This is a genomic window from Pseudoalteromonas sp. BDTF-M6 (assembly GCF_018334135.1).
Taxonomy (GTDB): Bacteria; Pseudomonadota; Gammaproteobacteria; order Enterobacterales; family Alteromonadaceae; genus Pseudoalteromonas.
This window is the reverse complement of record NZ_JAGXTQ010000007.1, coordinates 68,084-84,731: the sequence shown is the minus strand read 5'-3', so window position 1 is coordinate 84,731 and position 16,648 is coordinate 68,084. Positions and strand designations below refer to the sequence as shown.

The window sequence follows — 16,648 nt, the reverse complement described above, 5'->3', positions numbered from 1 at the left end:
CGGCTTTTTTATTTAGTGCATTGTGGGATTACGCCAGGCTTAGCCAAAGGCTGGGTCACAGTACTTACCTCAAACGGCTCCTTCTGCGAGTCCTGTACCCGAACCTTAGCAATATCCAATACCCTAAAATCCCCCGGCGCATTGAGGTGCCACAGCCCCGATTCACGCTGCGAGAAACAAAATGCTGAGGTGTCGCCATGCACCAATAAAATAGGAAACGCCACTTGCTCGGCCAGCGCATCCAGGTGCTGACGGTAAGGTGCTAACGCATCACAGTTTTGCTGTAACTCTTGTGTGCAAGGCTCACCATAATTATTGGCTTCATAAATATCGGCCTGCATAAAGATCACCGCTGCGCTCACCTGTGCTTCCAATTGCGAAGCCAACCACTGCATATTGTTGTTATCCCGCTTCTGGGCGGCGGCAAGGGCCGCTTGCGGCTCGCTTTTTAGCACTTGCGCTCGGCCATTGTTAGTGCCCACCACATGCAAGGTCAGATACTGAACATCGTCAATGCGCCATGCCTGATTTTCAACCTGCTCTTTTTGTCTGTGATAATCGGGCAGAGTCAGCTCGGATTGAGCAAAATGGGTACGAATATAGGCAAGACGCTCTAATTCATCAAAACGTGGCTCTAGGGCCGCTCTGTCACAGTCTGTCCAATCGTTGTCGCCCGGGGTATACACCAGGGGGGAACTGGTCAAGTGACTTAACAGGCTATAATTTTTTTGTAGCAAGTCATCGGTACAAGGCAATGACCCGGATTTTAAATCCCCAACATGAGCCACAAATAGATGTGGGGTTTGCTGCACCGCTTGGTATAATCGTCCATTAGGCGCACTGAGCAGAGCCTCGTCGATGGGTGTATAAGGCATATCGCCAAATACCAAGAATTGCTGAGGTACGGCATTCGCCGAGCTTATAAATAGCGCCGCCATAAAAAATAAAATACGCATAATCATCCCTTACTTTAAAGTGGCTTAAGCGAGTAATCATGAACTACACCACCACTTACATCTTAAACAAAGGCTACTTTAGCGAAAGCTACGAACAGTCTTTGCCCTTGAGCAACCGTAAACAACCCAAATATGGTTTGATCTTATTGTTAGTTGCACTCGCCCTGTTTAGCATACTAAAACTGCAAAACAACTACTTAGGGTACTTTTTATTTGCCTTGGCATTGCTTGAGATGGTGGCCTATAGGTATCAAAAGGCTTGGTGGATAGCGCGTCAACGCCTCTCGCGCGCCGCCGGTCACGAGGTTGAGCTGAAAATCGATGAGCAGGGAATTGGTACCACGGCAAACGGCAAAACCCGCCTGTTATCTTGGACAGACATCAGCGAAGCTGTGGCCACAGACAAGGGAGTGGTTTTGGTAACCGCTAAGGGGCATAGCCATTATCTCAGTAACGCCGTACTTAATGACGAAGTAAGAGAATTTATACTGGCCCAGAAAAAACAAAAGCCACTTTAAAAGTGGCTTCGCAACAAGCGGTATTATTCGTTACCCGGGTTTGATGAGCCCGACTTTTCTGCTTGTATTCGCATATAAATTTCTTCACGGTGTACAGATACGTCTTTAGGTGCATTCACACCGATGCGTACCTGATTACCCTTAACGCCTAATACGGTAACCGTGACTTCGTCACCTATCATCAGGGTTTCGCCAACTCGACGAGTAAGAATTAGCATTCTCTTGCTCCCATTATTCCAAATTAGTCAAAAATTCCGTCAGTGGCATTTTAATGAATAATTACTATAAAAGTAAGTAAAACTTTGCTTAATTATTCATCTGCCATGCCAAATGTTGCATGTAGTGCCCTTACTGCAAGCTCCAAATATTGCCGTTCGATCAGCACCGAAAGCTTTATTTCTCCTGAGCTGGCAATAAATACATCGATATTCTCGTCAGCAAATACACGAAAGAACTGACTGCTTATCGATGCATTTGTTTTTATACCCACACCAACCAAAGAAAGCATGGCTAAATCGTCCCTACTGGTGATATTTACGCCGGCTAATTGGTCGGTATTTGATAACGCAGTAAGCGCTTCTCGCAACTCTAAGCTGGGTATACTTATAGCATAGTCTACTTTGCCAACTTTTTGATTAACTTGATTAATAACATCGACTTCAATGCCTTTATGGGCCAACAACTCAAGTATATTCGCCAAGGTCGCAGGGCTAGCGTCACAATTATTTAGGAAAATAAGTGCTTGTTCCCTTTTAAAAGCTATACCCGACACATTTTGCTGTGGCATGGGCTCGTCCTCATCACTTAAAACTAAAGTGCCCTGATCAGGCTCAAAACTGGATAATACCCGCAACGGCACCCTATACTGGGCCGCCGCCTCAACGGCACGAATATGCAATACCTTGGCCCCCAGGCTGGCCATCTCCAGCATAGCTGGTACGCCAATGCTGGTAAGGCGTCGCGCCTTGGGTTCAACACGGGGGTCGGTACTGTAAACACCATTAACATCCGTATAGATTTGGCATTCTTCGGCGTTCAGTGCCCCGGCAATGGCCACCGCTGAGGTATCACTGCCACCGCGCCCCAAGGTGGTAATATTGCCTTCGCCGTCGCGGCCTTGAAAGCCGGCGGCGATAACGATACGACCATGTTGCAGCTCCTGGCGCAAACGACGAGTGTCGATATCGAGTATACGCGCCTTGGTGAAAAGGTTGTCGGTATTCATCCCCAGTTGATCGCCAAGCAGACTCACCGCCGGATAACCGCGCCGGATCAGCGCCATAGACAGGAGCGATGCCGTTACCTGTTCGCCGGTACTGACCAACACATCGAGCTCGCGAGTGCTGGGCCTGTCATCCACTTCGGCGGCCAAGGCCAACAAGCGGTTGGTTTCCCCGGACATGGCCGAGACCACGGCCACCACCTGATGGCCGAGTTGACGTTGGCGTATAATAATATCGGCGACCGCCTCAATTCGCTCTATGGAGCCAACCGAGGTGCCGCCGAATTTTTGGACTAAAAGCGCCACTGTGTTTAATACAGCCCGCTATTAACCGCGTTCGCTCACCCAGCCCTCAACACTGGCTAGGGCAGCGTCAAGGTGTTCTGGTTGTGTACCCCCGGCCTGAGCCATATCGGGACGACCACCACCTTTACCACCAACCTGAGCAGCCATATGGTTAACCAGTTCTCCAGCCTTAAATTGACCGGTCAGATCATTGGTCACACCGGCGATCAGGCTAACCTTGTCACCATCGGCAACACCCAAGGCAATAATGCCCGAACCCATTTTGTTTTTCAGATCATCAACCATGCCACGCAGGGCTTTGCTCTCGGTGCCTACAACATTAGCAATCAATACCTTCACGCCATTGATGTCTTTAGCACCGTCCAGCAGCGATGCACCGGCGGCACTGGCCAGCTTATCGTTAAGCTGACTCACCTGCTTTTCCAAGCCCTTAGAGCGCTCTAACAAGCCTTGTACCTTGTCCAGTACATTGGCGCTGTCCGCTTTCAATAGCGCCGCGATTTGCGCTAGTTTCTCTTCTTGAGCGGCTACGTAATTGAGTGCATCGGCACCGGTCACCGCTTCAATACGACGCACGCCCGCGGCAATACCCGCCTCGGAAACGATCTTGAATAAACCGATATCACCGGTACGCTCAACGTGAGTACCGCCACAGAGCTCGATTGAGTAGTCGCCGATACTGACAACACGCACTTCGTCGTCATACTTTTCGCCAAACAGCGCCATCGCGCCTTTTTCCTTGGCGGCATCTATGGCCATCAGCTCGGTTTGCAGCGCAAAGTTACGACGAATTTCGTCATTCACTTGCTTTTCAATGCGCTGTAATTGCTCTGGTGTCACACCTTCAAAGTGGGAGAAGTCAAAGCGCAGACGATCCGGTTGCACCAATGAACCTTTCTGGTTTACGTGCTCGCCCAGCTCCTGACGCAGAGCTTCGTGGATCAGGTGAGTCGCGGTGTGATTTTTCTTAATGCGATCGCGACGCTCGGCATCGATGCGGGCATCCACCTTGTCATTCACACCGATTTGCCCTACTACCTTACCGTGATGAGCAAAGGCATTACCCAGTTTTTGTGTATCGGTAACGATAAACTCGCCGTTGGCAGTGGCTAGTACACCGGTGTCGCCCACCTGACCGCCGGACTCGGCATAGAAAGGGGTGCGGTTAAGGATCACTATCCCTTCCTGGCCATCGTTAAGCACGCTGACCTTGTCACCCTCGGCAAACATTTCCACCACGGTGGCACTATGCTGCTGAGCGTCATAGCCTTTAAATTCGGTCGACTTATCCGAGCGCAATTGAGTATTGTAGTCGGCGCCAAACTTGCCTGCTTGTTGGGCTTTTTTGCGCTGCACATCCATACATTCCTGGAAGCCCTTTTCGTCTATAGTCAAAAAGCGCTCACGGGCCACATCCGCGGTTAAGTCCGCCGGGAAGCCATAGGTATCATATAGTTTAAAGACCACATCGCCCGGGATCACATCCCCTTCTAAAGTGCTTAGGTGCTCTTCAAGAATAGCCAGACCACGCTCAAGCGTCTTACCGAATTGCTCTTCTTCGATACGTAGAACTTTCTCGATAATGGCTTGCTTCTTGGCAAGTTCAGGATAGGCATCGCCCATCTGCGCCACCAGCTCGGCAACAAGCTTATGGAAGAAGGTGCCCTTGGCGCCAAGCTTATTACCATGGCGCACGGCGCGACGAATAATACGACGCAAGACATAACCGCGACCTTCATTTGAAGGCATAACGCCGTCAAGTACCAAGAAGGCACATGAGCGAATATGGTCGGCAATTACACGCAGTGACTTGTCTTCCATATCCTGAGCATTGGTAACCTCGGCAGCGGCCTTGATCAGTGCTTGGAATAAATCGATTTCATAGTTTGAGTGTACGCCCTGCAAGATAGCGGCAATACGCTCCAGGCCCATACCTGTGTCGATAGATGGGTTCGGCAATGGCTCCATGGTGCCGTCGGCATGACGGTTAAATTGCATAAATACCAGGTTCCAGATCTCGATATAGCGATCGCCATCTTCTTCTGGTGTGCCCGGAGGACCCCCCCACACTTCTTCACCGTGATCATAGAAGATTTCCGAACACGGACCACAAGGGCCGGTATCGCCCATGGACCAGAAGTTATCTTTTGCACCAATGCGAGAAACGCGCTCTTTAGGCACGCCAATTTGATTGATCCAAATATCCGCAGCTTCGTCGTCTTCGGTGAACACGGTCACCCACAGCTTTTCTTTTGGCAGCTGTAACTCTTCGGTCAAAAACTTCCAGGCAAAGGCAATGGCCTGCTCTTTGAAGTAATCACCAAAACTGAAGTTACCTAGCATTTCGAAAAAGGTATGGTGACGGGCGGTGTAACCTACATTCTCAAGGTCATTGTGCTTACCACCGGCACGAACACAACGTTGAGCACTGGCGGCACGGGTATATGGGCGCTTTTCGGCACCTAGGAACACGTCTTTAAACGGCACCATACCGGCGTTGTTAAATAGCAAGGTGGGGTCATTGCCCGGCACCAAAGAAGCCGAAGGCACCACCTGATGCTGGTGCTTGGCGAAATAATCTAAGAACTTCTGTCTTAGCTGTGCGGTCGTCAAATGCTGCATTGCGTTTTTCTCACTCGTCTGTCGCTTCACTTGCAAGTGCAAATTCTATTTGTTGGTAGTCAAAACCACGCGCCGTTAAGTAACGAATACGCTTGGCTTTTTCCTTATAATCTTTGTTTTTCCCCAGCGCCTTAAATTTACGCTGGTAGGCCTCTAGGGCCAGCTCGAACCAATCGACGTCCATTTCTGCCATGGCCACAGCCACCTGTTCTTTGTCCAGGCCCTTTTGCTGGGCATCGGCACTGATACGGCGCGGTCCGTGACGCTTGTCTATTGCCCGGCGAATAAAGCTGGCGCAATAGCGTTGTTCGTCCAAAAACCCTTGTTGCTCACACCAATCTAAGAGCTCGGTGGCAAAGTCCTCTGGTACCTGGCGTTGCTGCAATTTGCGCTGCACATCCTTGCGGCTGTATTCCTGCCGCCCCAGTAACCAGAGCACATAGTTCTTTTGTTTTTGCTGTTCGCGCTCATCCATTAAGCGTCAAACCGACCGTCTGAAGAAACCGGTTCCTGCTCTTTAGCCGGCTCGTTTTGGCTCTTATCGACGGTGCCATTACCGCCCTCATGGTGCTGTAATTTAGGCATAAATATCGCTTGAAAGGCGATGAATAAGCTAATGTAGCAAATCGGCATAACAACAAGAAGGGGAATAAAGGACAAAATCGCACAAACCAGCATCAAGCCGGCACCGATAAGGCCATACACCGTCATCGCTGCCATATTATGATAAAACGCCATCAGACTGGCCTTCATCACCGCCCACATGGACGTGTGACCGCCAAAATAAACCAAAGGCACGGCGAAGGCAAAGGCACATAAATAAACACTAAATAGCACCAAAAACAGCGCCACCGCAGGGAAAGAGAAGCTTTGTGCCAATTGCTGCAGGGCCAGCTGCGGGTCCAGATCGGGCTGATTAAAAACCGCCACCGCGTCGGCAAACAACAGGCTGCTCACCATGCCAAGTAACAGGGCCGCGCCCATTTGATACAGACCGACGCGAAACAGGGACATGCGTCGCCCCTGCTGTGAAAACACATTAAGGATATCGGCAAACGCCACCTTGTGTCCCTGCTGACGGCGCAATGCGGCTTGATAAAAGCCAGCCAGTAAAAAAGGTGTTGCCAGCACCGCCGGGATTTTTAGCAACGGCAGAATAAAACCCAGCATGCCCACGGCGGCGATAAACAAGTACATAAACATAAAAATAAACGGCTGGTGTTGGAAGATATCCAAACCGGCTTTAAACCAGCGCGCTCCCGAGCCGGCCTTGTACACGCGTATTTCTATCGACATGATGACTGATCTTCCTTTGCGTATTGCGCTTATGATTTCTTAATTTTTTTAATATCCAGCATGTGCGCACCATGGGCTATTTTGGTTTCCAGGTACGCCTGATTGCCGGTTTGCCCCACCTTGATATGCGCATGGGTACCAACCACGGCCTTCACGTCGATGCCGTTGTCACGCAGTGCATCAAGCTTCTTCGGGTTATTGGTCATCAGCTTAACCTGGGTGATACCCAGCGCCTTAAGCATTAAAACAGCATCGGAGAAATCCCGCAGATCATCGGCAAAACCCAGGTGGTTATTGGCTTCATAGGTGTTCATGCCCTTCGACTGCAACACATAAGCATCGAGCTTATTGTATAAACCAATGCCACGCCCTTCCTGGCGTAGGTAGAGCAGCACCCCACCCTGTTCGTGCATGAGCTCGATGCTTTCATTAAGTTGCTCGCCGCAATCACAGCGGCTGGAGTGAAAAACGTCGCCGGTCAGGCACTCGGAGTGCATGCGGATCAAGGGAGTTTGCTGTTCATCCGCTTGGTTAAAAATTAAGGCAACATGCTCCTGACCATCTTTTAAACCGCTAAAAGACACGATTTCCGCAGGAATATCACTTTTTTTGCCCACATTTAAATGGACCCTAGCTCTGACTTCGGCCACGACGACTCACTCTGTACAATAAACAATTGTGATAATATAACAAAGCCAACCCCAAAGATCAGCCCGTACTACTTAGTAAATGGGGTCAATGATAGCATGAAACAAGTGCGCCCCGCGACGCCCAAACACACAATTCAGGGAGGCAATAAGTTATGCTATGGTTAATGACATACATAAGTTTAGGACAACAAACTGGCTGACATAGCAGTTGCTAAGGAAAATGCAGCAAGCGGCCTAGGGCCTTGCTACCGAGTAACAACAGGAAGATACATGATGAAAACCACCAGCGCGGCGCTTGTTGCCGCAATCGCACTTTTCTGCGCCCCCATGAGCATGGCTCAGGCCGAGACCACAGATATTGCCGCTCAACAGCTTTTGGTCGATCGCTTTAACGCCGAGCCGATGCAGTTATTGGATGTGCGAACCAGCGAAGAATACCAGCAAGGCCATATAAAAGGGGCCATTAATATCAGTCATAACGTCTTGGCTGAGCATCTTGGTGAGCTCGACAAGGAACGTCCGATAGTCGTTTATTGCCGCAGTGGTCGCCGCGCCGCCATGGCTATCGAGATCTTACAGGAACAGGGCTTTAAACAGGTGTATCACCTTGATGGAGACTGGCTTGGTTGGCAAAAACAGCAATTACCAGAAATCACCCAGCCGTGATCAAGGCGCTTAAGGGCACGGGCTCACGCTTGCTGACCTGATTGGCCTGCGCCAAAAACAGCTCGGCGGTGGCTAAGGCATCGCTGAGCGCATCATGAGATGTATGCGCCATCAAACCATAGCGCTGACGACATGCATCCAAAGACAAGGCATCAAAAGCAATATCGGACCCCTGCCGCGCCAATCGTCTTTGTTCGATTTTTAAGGTATCCAAGGAAATACGCGGGAGCTGAACCTGGTGCTCTTTACACACACGCTGTAAGAATCGGGTATCAAGCAGGCTGTTATGGAACACCAAAATGCTGTCGGCACACACCGCACTGAAGCGCTCTAGTATTTGTGCCATAGGCAGGCCTTCGGTTTGCAAGCGCTCGGCGGTAATCCCATGGTAAATGGGTGATTGCGCCAGCTCCAGCACGCCATGATGAAGCAGGTGACCGCTTTGGCTGAGCTTAATTCGCTGCTGCTCTATCACCACCCAGGCCAGTGACACCACCTCATGCTCCTTGGGATTTAAACCGGTTAACTCCAAATCAACCACCACATACCTATGGGTGGTCCAGGGCTGCGACAATCCATGGGGATCAAAGCCCAACTTAGACTTTACTTGCTGCCACCAGGAATAGGTCATGGCTACAGACTCCCGCGCGCAAACTTAAAGCTCGCCGCCTGCTGTGCCTGACGAATAAGGTAAAACGCCTCTTTCAGCTGATGTCGCTCCAGCGACGTCAGCCCATCCGGATTGATACAATTACTGGGCAAGGGTTCGTTATCGAGCTGAGCGCGCAAGCGCAACTGGGTGAGATAACGCCAACAGTCCTTAAGATCAAAAATATCCTTTTTTGACAGCCACTGAGTTTTGGTCAGTGCATCGAGGCGCTCCAAGGTGCTGGCATGGCGAATATTGGCCTGCAAGGCATAAAGGCGAACGATATCATTGATGATCACGATACCGCGACGCTTTAAATCTATGTACTTGTGGCGCTCGGCATCAGCCTCTGTCTTTAACTGATTGAAAAGCCCGATGGGCACTGAGTTAAGGTTTAACTCGCTGGCCAGGGCGCGATAAAAGAGCTGGTCGGGCTTAAGCGCCGACAGGGCTTCGCTAAAGGTGGCGAATAAATCGCTCGAACCGCTAATAAAGCGAATATCGAAGAAAATCTTACAATTGAGCATGGCCTCGGGCGTGGGACTGGCGAGCCAACGCTCGAACCTATGCAACCAGCCATTAAGGCTCAGGCGGCAATCTTCATTGCTGGCCATGATATTGCCCGGGCAGCGCCTGATGCCGCACACATCCAGCTGTTGGCAGACAAACTCGCCCATGGCCTTAAAGTATTCAAGTTGCGATTCGTCGAGATCGTTGGGCAATAACAGGCCATTATCTTGGTCCGAATGCAGGGTTTGCTCTTCACGGGCCTGAGAGCCAAAGCAAATCCAGCTAAAGCGCGTCGGAGCATCGCCATGACGCTGCTGAAACAGCTGAATTAAACGCGTGGTAAGCGCATCACTGATGCCGCTCAGCAGTTTGCCAATCAGGCTGATGTCATCGATATGATAGGCGAAGCCTTCTAACAGCTCAGGCACCTCCTGGGCGTAGCGTTTTAAATCGGCAACCCCGCTGGCCTTGTAGATACGGCCAATCAATTGCACTGGATCGCTTTTTTGCTGGCGCAACAAGTCGGTGGAGGTGACCATGCCAAGGGGCTGGTGCTGCTCGTTTAATACCGGTAAATGGTGAATGTTATGTTTGAGCATCAGGTGCATGGCCGAAAACACCCGGTTATTTTCAAAAATAAACTTAGGTTCCACACTCATGATCTTCTCAATACCCAGCTCGGGGTCTACCCCTTCGGCCAACACCCGAGAGCGCAAATCACGGTCGGTCACCACACCAATCAATCGGGCCTCCTGGCCCTCTCCCTGAGTTACCATAATGGAAGACACTCTATGCGCACTCATGGTTTGCGCGCATTCACGAATACTGGCCTCGGGAGTGAGGGTGATGGCTTGGCGGGTCATCAGCTGTGAAATTTTACGCTCCGACCAGCTGTCGCCATGGTGTTGATATTTAGAGGACAAGAGCCGGTTCGAGTGAGCACGGACAAAATACTGTTCGAAGGCTTTATATTCATGGCGCAGATAATCAAAGTCCGCTTGCGAGAGCATATAGACCAAAGCTTCACGCTTGACCTCGATACGGTTTTTTATGGTTTCGCCGCTGAGCAAGGAAGGGTAACCGAAATAATCGCCGCTGGTTAAGCGAGCAATGGGCTCACCGTCGGCGGCCACCAGCTCAATTACACCGCTACGCAACAGGAATAACTTGGGATGCGCCGAGTCCAGCCACTGATGCTGATTTTCCCGCGTAACATAAATCACCTCGAGGTGATGGGTAAAATAATCACAGGCGGAGTCCGGCAAAGCATTAAACGGCGCTTGCTGGGTAACAAAGTCTAAAATATCCTGATGCAGGGCACTCATAGTCCACGTCCTAAACATGTGGTAACAAGACTAAATTTAGGACCTATTTAGCGACAAAAAAAGCCCGACCTTGGTCTAAGGTCGGGCTGGTGATCTGCGAGTTTGGTTAATGCACCTTAGTGCGCATGGGCCGTTGCAGAACCTTTAGGATTACGAATGCCCTCAACCATTTCTTTGATCTCATCCGGGGTTTCTGCGGTCATGCGTTGCACCACGGCAGCCACAAAGAAGTTAACCATCATACCAACTAGGCCGATACCCTCAGGCGAGATACCGAATAGCCAATGCTCGGCACTGTTTAACTCCGGACTAACGAACTTGAAGAAGATGATGTATGCGGCGGTAAAACCGATACCCGTTACCATGCCGGCAATGGCGCCTTCTTTGTTCATGCGTTTTGAGAAAATACCCATGATAATTGCAGGGAAGAAACTCGCCGCCGCCAAGCCGAAGGCGAAGGCCACCACCGAGGCTACAAAGCCTGGCGGGTTAATACCAAAGTAGGCAGAGATACCTATGGCTACCATGGCCGCCAAACGCGCCGCCAACAGCTCTTGCTTATCATTGATATCCGGTTTCAAGGTACGTTTCAATAAATCATGAGACACCGAGGTCGAAATAACCAGTAGCAGACCTGCGGTGGTCGATAGCGCTGCTGCAATGCCACCGGCGGCCACCAAGGCAATTACCCAGGCCGGTAGGTCGGCAATTTCAGGGTTAGCTAGTACCATGATATCGCGGTCAACACTCACTTCATTGGCGCTGGCTGGATCATCAACCTTACCGGCAGAATAGTGCATGCGACCATCACCATTCTTATCGTTGAAGGTGATAAGACCGGTTCTTTCCCAGTTTTTAATCCACTGTGGCGCTTCTTCATACAGGGTGCCGCTGCCGTCTTTACCATTGATGGTATCGATCATGTTCACGCGAGCGAATGAGGCAACCGCCGGAGCCGTGGTATAAACAATGGCAATAAAGACCAGAGTCCAAGCCGCAGAGATACGGGTATCGCGAACGCGAGGCACGGTGAAGAAGCGTACGATGACATGAGGAAGACCCGCGGTACCCACCATGAGCGCACCGGTGATCGCAAAGACGTCAACCATACTCTTGGAACCTTCGGTATATTGGGCAAACCCGAGCTCGGTACTGAGGCCGTCAAGCTTGTCGAGCAAATAGAGTCCGGAGCCGTCAGACAAGGTTCCGCCGAAACCGGTTTGTGGCAACAGGTGACCCGTCATCATCAAAGAGATAAAAATGGCCGGTACCAGGTAGGCGAAAACCAGCACGCAGTACTGTGCCACCTGAGTATAGGTAATGCCCTTCATGCCGCCGAGTACGGCGTAGAAGAAAACGATCACCATGCCGATATAGACACCGGTTTCAATGTCAACTTCCAGGAAGCGCGAGAACACCACGCCCACACCACGCATCTGACCGGCGATGTAAGTAAAGCAAATAAAAATGGCACAGAAAATGGCGACCACACGGGCTGCCTGTGAATAGTAACGGTCGCCGATAAAGTCCGGCACCGTAAATTTACCGAATTTACGCAGGTAAGGGGCCAGGCACAGCGCCAGTAGCACATAACCACCGGTCCAACCCATCAGGTATACGCCACCGTCATAACCGGCAAAGGAGATGATCCCCGCCATGGAAATAAACGACGCCGCACTCATCCAGTCTGCGGCTGTAGCCATACCATTGGCTAAGGGTGGTACACCACCACCGGCAACATAGAATTCATTGGTTGAGCCGGCACGCGCCCAAATGGCGATACCTATATACATCGCAAAGCTCAGACCAACAATTAAAAAGGTAAGTCCTTGAACATCCATCATCTTGCTCCTTATTCGTCTACGCCGTATTTCTTATCTAACGCATTCATTTTGTATGCGTAGACAAAAATAAGAGCTACAAAGGTGTAAATTGCGCCTTGCTGTGAAAACCAAAAGCCCAATTTAAACCCAAAGAATCGTACTTCGTTGAGTACGTCGACTAACAAAATGCCAAAACCAAAAGAAACGACAAACCACACCACCAGTAATTTAAATACCAGGCTGAGGTTTTCACTCCAATAGGCCTTCGCATGTTCTGCATCTTTAAAAGCCATTTTGTATCCCCTTTACATCACACCCAAAGGCATGAACGGTTGTTATCGTCACTTTAGAATCTAGCAATGCTTTGCCGAGAGGAAATTCAGACCTTAGTCGTAACAAAAAGTTAACCTTTAGAGAGGGTGAGCCAAAAAATAAAAAATAACCAACAAAAACATAAGGATAATAAAATTTTTTGTTGCATAAAAAGAGACTGGGAAGGCCTTTATTGGCTTTAATACATTAGTCTAATAACCCTTAGTCGCATGCCTAGCTGCGACAAAAGCACTGCTATTTAATCCGCGCTTTTGCTATGGTGAGGTGACTTATAAAAATAGCCCAGTACCATGACCTTAGCTTTAATTTTTGTTTCTTTGGCCTATATATCAGTGTTGTTTTGGTTAGCCAACTGGGGCGACAAGACCACGCCCTGGGCCAAATACATCAGCCACCACCCCTTTGTGTATGCCTTGGCGCTGGGGATCTATTGTACGTCCTGGACTTATTACGGCTCGGTGGGCACCGCCGCCAGTGATGGCTGGAATTTCCTGCCTATTTTGCTCGGGCCCATCCTGTTGTTTGTGTTTTTCCAAGGCTTCTTACGCAAACTGGTGCTGGTAAGTAAAAAGCAAAACATCACCACCATTGCCGACTTTATTTCGGCACGCTACGGCAAGCGGCAACTGACGGCGATTCTGGTCACCTTTATCGCCCTGATGGCCACCATTCCCTATATCGCCTTGCAGCTTAAAGCCCTTTCCAGCAGCTTCTTATTATTGCCAGGCGGCTCAGAGGTGTCCGGGCCGGTGCTTGCCCTCGGGGGCGCCTTGATCATGGCGGTGTTTGCTATCTTCTTCGGTACCCGCAAGGTAGATGTGACCGAATACCGTTCGGGGCTGATGCTGGCGGTGGCCTTTGAATCCTTGGTCAAGCTTATTGCCCTGGTTTTTGTCGCCGGCTTGGCCCTGTACACCCTTTACTCCCTGCCGGATTCGGTGTCTTTGGAGACGGTATGGCGGCACTGGCAAGACTCACAGGTGCTAACTTTTGGTTTTATAGGCCAAACCCTGATGGCGGCGGCGGCCATTATCTGCCTGCCGCGACAATTTCATGTCACCGTGGTCGACAACCAGGACATCCGCCACCTGCGCACCGCGCGTTGGGCGTTTCCGCTTTATTTACTGCTTATTGCGCTGATGATCATTCCCATCGCCAGTGCCGCCATCATGCCGGAAATCGGCCATGGCCATAGCGCCGACAGCTTTGTCTTGGCCCTGCCACTCAGCAGCGGTCACAGTATTTTAACCACCTTTGTCTTTATCGGTGGCCTATCGGCGGCCACCGCCATGATAGTGGTGGCGACCCTGACCCTAAGCACCATGATCTCCAACGACGTAGTGCTGCCGCTGTTACTTAAGCGTAAGTTTCGCCGCAGCCATATTAATAGCAGTTACCGCTCGCGCATTTTATTGGTCCGCCGTTTTACCATAGGGGCCATCCTGCTGCTGTCTTACCTTTATCAGCAGCTCTTTGGTCACGGCGAAACCCTGGCTTCCATGGGCCTGGTGGCATTTTCTCTGGTCACCCAACTGCTGCCGGCCATAGTCGGTGGTCTTTATTGGCGCAAAGGCCATGCCTATGGCGTCTATGCGGGCCTGACCGCCGGTGTGGTGTGCTGGACTCTGTTTCTGCTTATTCCGATCATGAACACCGCCGCGGCACTGGACAGCGGCGCCCAGCAAAACCTCATCACTCAGGGTACCCTAATCGCCCTGTTTGCCAATATTTGCTGCTATATCAGCTTTTCATTGGGGGCTCAGGAGCGCCTTATTGACCGCATTCAGGCCGCCGCCTTTGTAAACCCCATGGAGCAGCTGAATTTTGCCAAACGCCTGAATAAGAATGTCGATGCCACCGTGTATGACTTTAAGGTGCTGCTGCAAACCTTCCTTGGCGCCCAGCGCAGCACCCAGGTGCTGGCCCATTACAGCCTGACCGAAGACATAGACGATAATAACGCCCAGCCTTCCAATGAATTTATCGCCTATTGCGAGCGCGCCCTGACCGGGGTGCTCGGCGCTTCTTCCGCCCAGGCCCTGATCCAAACCGTGGCCAGTGGCAAACAGCTGGCCTTTGAAGAGGTGGTCAACTTTTTCGATGAGACCACACAGGCTCTTCGTTTTAACCAAAACCTCTTGTTTACCTCGTTGGAAAATCTCAGCCACGGTATTTCCGTGGTCGATAAGGACCTTAATTTGGTGGCCTGGAACAAGCGCTACGCGCAAATGTTTGACTACCCGGAGGGCTTTTTACAACAGGGCCAACCCATCGAAGAAGTGATCCGCTATAACGCCATGCGCGGTGAATGTGGCCCCGGCGAAATCGAACACCATGTAGAAAAGCGGGTACGCCACCTGCGCAACGGCAGCCCCCATCATTTTATTCGCCATCGCCGTAACGCCCAGGTGTTTGAAATGATCGGTAACCCCTTACCGGACGGCGGCTTTGTGACCAGCTTTTCCGATATTACCGCGCACATGGAAACGCAAAACGCCCTCGAAGAAATCAACATGGATCTGGAGAACCGCATCGAAGCGCGCACCCAGGAAGTCAGAGCCATGAACCAGGATCTTAAGGCGCAAATTGCCAGCCGAGAGCAAACCGAGCAGGCCCTGAAGGCGGCGAAACTGGAGGCGGAACGTGCCAACGACAGTAAAACCCGCTTCCTGGCCCTGGCCAGCCACGATATTCTCCAGCCTTTGAATGCCGCGCGCCTCTACCTGGCGTCCATGGACGAGCAGGAGCTCAGCGCCCATAACGCCAATAGTCTGGCCAAATTAGGCGATAGCTTGGATAGTACCGTGCACCTGATGTCGGCCTTGCTGGACATTGCCAAGCTCGACCAAGGGGCCATGTCGCCAACACCGCGACACTTTCATATCGACGATATTCTTGCCCCCTTGGTGAATGAATACGCCATTTTATGCGCTGACAAGGGCCTCAAACTCTCGCTGCGCTCCAGCAATGAGGTGGTGCACAGCGATACCACCTATTTGCGGCGGATCATTCAAAACCTGGTTTCCAACGCGGTGAAGTACACCCCCAGCGGCAAGGTGCTGGTTGCCTGTCGCCGCCGTAAGCATCACCTCAGCATAGAGGTGTGGGACACAGGTTTAGGCATTACCGAGCACGAACAGCAAAAGATATTCGATGATTTCTACCGGGTCGAGTCCGGCGACAACAAGGGCGTGGGCCTGGGACTTGGGGTAGTAAAACGTATGGCCGAACTGCTGTCTCACCGCCTTAGCATGCGCTCGCAATTCGGTAAGGGCAGTTGCTTTAAGGTTGAAGTGCCCTACGGCTCACAGGCCCGTATTCAAGGCTCGAGCATGCCCACAACCAAGGCCGCAAGCCAATCACACTATGATGTGCTGGTAGTCGATGATGAGGCCGCCAATATCGAAGCGATGCGCCACCTACTCACCAAATGGGGTGCCCGTTGCCATGGCTGCCAAGGGGCCGAGCAGGCACTGGCAGTGGCCGAGAGTGACGCCAACATCGACATTATTTTTATGGATTATCAGCTTGGTGAAGACGGCGATGGCCTCGCCCTGATAGCTAAGATTCGCGCCCTCAGAGACAAGGAGATACCGGCCATTTTGATCACAGCGGTGCGCGACGACCAGTTAAAACTGGCGGCGAAAAAGGCCGGGGTGCATTATTTATCCAAGCCGGTTAAGCCCGCCAAGTTAAAGGCCTTACTTAATCATTCCTTATAACGCACGCATGATTGCCATATGCCGATAACCCTGAGCATAATGGCCACTCG

General features: G+C 51.1%; 14 protein-coding genes. 3 read left to right on the top strand and 11 right to left on the bottom strand.

Features of this window, described 5'->3' with window-relative positions; genetic code table 11:
* Positions 1–8: 8 nt before the first annotated feature.
* Positions 9–956 (bottom strand): hypothetical protein, encoded by a 948-nt coding sequence (locus tag KD147_RS15000; protein ID WP_249319354.1) that lies wholly within the window; start codon positions 954–956, stop codon positions 9–11.
* Positions 957–994: 38 nt separating this feature from the next.
* On the opposite strand from KD147_RS15000, the gene KD147_RS14995 reads away from it, so the two are divergent.
* Positions 995–1,474, top strand: a complete 480-nt coding sequence (locus KD147_RS14995; RefSeq protein ID WP_212548367.1) for a YcxB family protein — start codon at positions 995–997, stop codon at positions 1,472–1,474.
* 23 nt (positions 1,475–1,497) lie between these two features.
* Here KD147_RS14995 and csrA read toward each other — a convergent pair whose 3' ends face one another.
* From csrA to KD147_RS14965, 6 genes are all read right to left on the bottom strand, one after another.
* Complete coding sequence (csrA, locus tag KD147_RS14990) at positions 1,498–1,692, bottom strand: carbon storage regulator CsrA (protein ID WP_105190613.1); 195 nt, start codon at positions 1,690–1,692, stop codon at positions 1,498–1,500.
* A gap of 92 nt (positions 1,693–1,784) precedes the next feature.
* On the bottom strand, positions 1,785–3,002 hold the full coding sequence (locus tag KD147_RS14985) for an aspartate kinase (RefSeq protein WP_212548366.1): 1,218 nt from the start codon (positions 3,000–3,002) through the stop codon (positions 1,785–1,787).
* A gap of 21 nt (positions 3,003–3,023) precedes the next feature.
* Positions 3,024–5,624: an alanine--tRNA ligase gene (gene alaS, locus KD147_RS14980; RefSeq protein ID WP_212548365.1), complete on the bottom strand. Its 2,601-nt coding sequence runs from the start codon at positions 5,622–5,624 to the stop codon at positions 3,024–3,026.
* A 10-nt stretch (positions 5,625–5,634) separates the two neighbouring features.
* Positions 5,635–6,099 (bottom strand): regulatory protein RecX, encoded by a 465-nt coding sequence (locus KD147_RS14975; RefSeq protein ID WP_105254862.1) that lies wholly within the window; start codon positions 6,097–6,099, stop codon positions 5,635–5,637.
* Complete coding sequence (locus KD147_RS14970; protein ID WP_212548364.1) at positions 6,099–6,920, bottom strand: BPSS1780 family membrane protein; 822 nt, start codon at positions 6,918–6,920, stop codon at positions 6,099–6,101. Before KD147_RS14970 ends, KD147_RS14975 begins: the two co-directional genes overlap by 1 nt.
* A 29-nt stretch (positions 6,921–6,949) precedes the next feature.
* Positions 6,950–7,570, bottom strand: coding sequence for a GTP cyclohydrolase II (locus tag KD147_RS14965; RefSeq protein WP_212548363.1), 621 nt, complete (start codon positions 7,568–7,570; stop codon positions 6,950–6,952).
* A gap of 270 nt (positions 7,571–7,840) precedes the next feature.
* Here KD147_RS14965 and KD147_RS14960 point away from each other — a divergent pair, with 270 nt between their 5' ends.
* Entirely contained in the window at positions 7,841–8,236 is a 396-nt protein-coding gene (locus KD147_RS14960) for a rhodanese-like domain-containing protein (RefSeq protein WP_105254860.1), read from the top strand.
* Here the strand turns inward: KD147_RS14960 and KD147_RS14955 are convergent.
* The 4 genes from KD147_RS14955 to KD147_RS14940 all read right to left on the bottom strand — a co-directional run bounded on the left by KD147_RS14955 (position 8,223) and on the right by KD147_RS14940 (position 12,836).
* Positions 8,223–8,867: a 3'-5' exonuclease gene (locus KD147_RS14955; RefSeq protein WP_105254859.1), complete on the bottom strand. Its 645-nt coding sequence runs from the start codon at positions 8,865–8,867 to the stop codon at positions 8,223–8,225. The genes KD147_RS14960 and KD147_RS14955 overlap by 14 nt on opposite strands.
* 2 nt (positions 8,868–8,869) lie before the next feature.
* Positions 8,870–10,720 (bottom strand): DUF294 nucleotidyltransferase-like domain-containing protein, encoded by a 1,851-nt coding sequence (locus KD147_RS14950; RefSeq protein ID WP_212548362.1) that lies wholly within the window; start codon positions 10,718–10,720, stop codon positions 8,870–8,872.
* 116 nt (positions 10,721–10,836) lie between these two features.
* Positions 10,837–12,561 carry a sodium:solute symporter family protein gene (locus tag KD147_RS14945; protein WP_212548412.1) on the bottom strand — a complete coding sequence of 575 codons (1,725 nt, stop codon included), beginning with the start codon at positions 12,559–12,561 and terminating at the stop codon, positions 10,837–10,839.
* An 11-nt stretch (positions 12,562–12,572) separates the two neighbouring features.
* On the bottom strand, positions 12,573–12,836 hold the full coding sequence (locus tag KD147_RS14940; RefSeq protein WP_105190622.1) for a DUF4212 domain-containing protein: 264 nt from the start codon (positions 12,834–12,836) through the stop codon (positions 12,573–12,575).
* 330 nt (positions 12,837–13,166) lie between these two features.
* On the opposite strand from KD147_RS14940, the gene KD147_RS14935 reads away from it, so the two are divergent.
* On the top strand, positions 13,167–16,598 hold the full coding sequence (locus KD147_RS14935; RefSeq protein ID WP_212548361.1) for a PAS domain-containing hybrid sensor histidine kinase/response regulator: 3,432 nt from the start codon (positions 13,167–13,169) through the stop codon (positions 16,596–16,598).
* Positions 16,599–16,648: the final 50 nt, after the last annotated feature.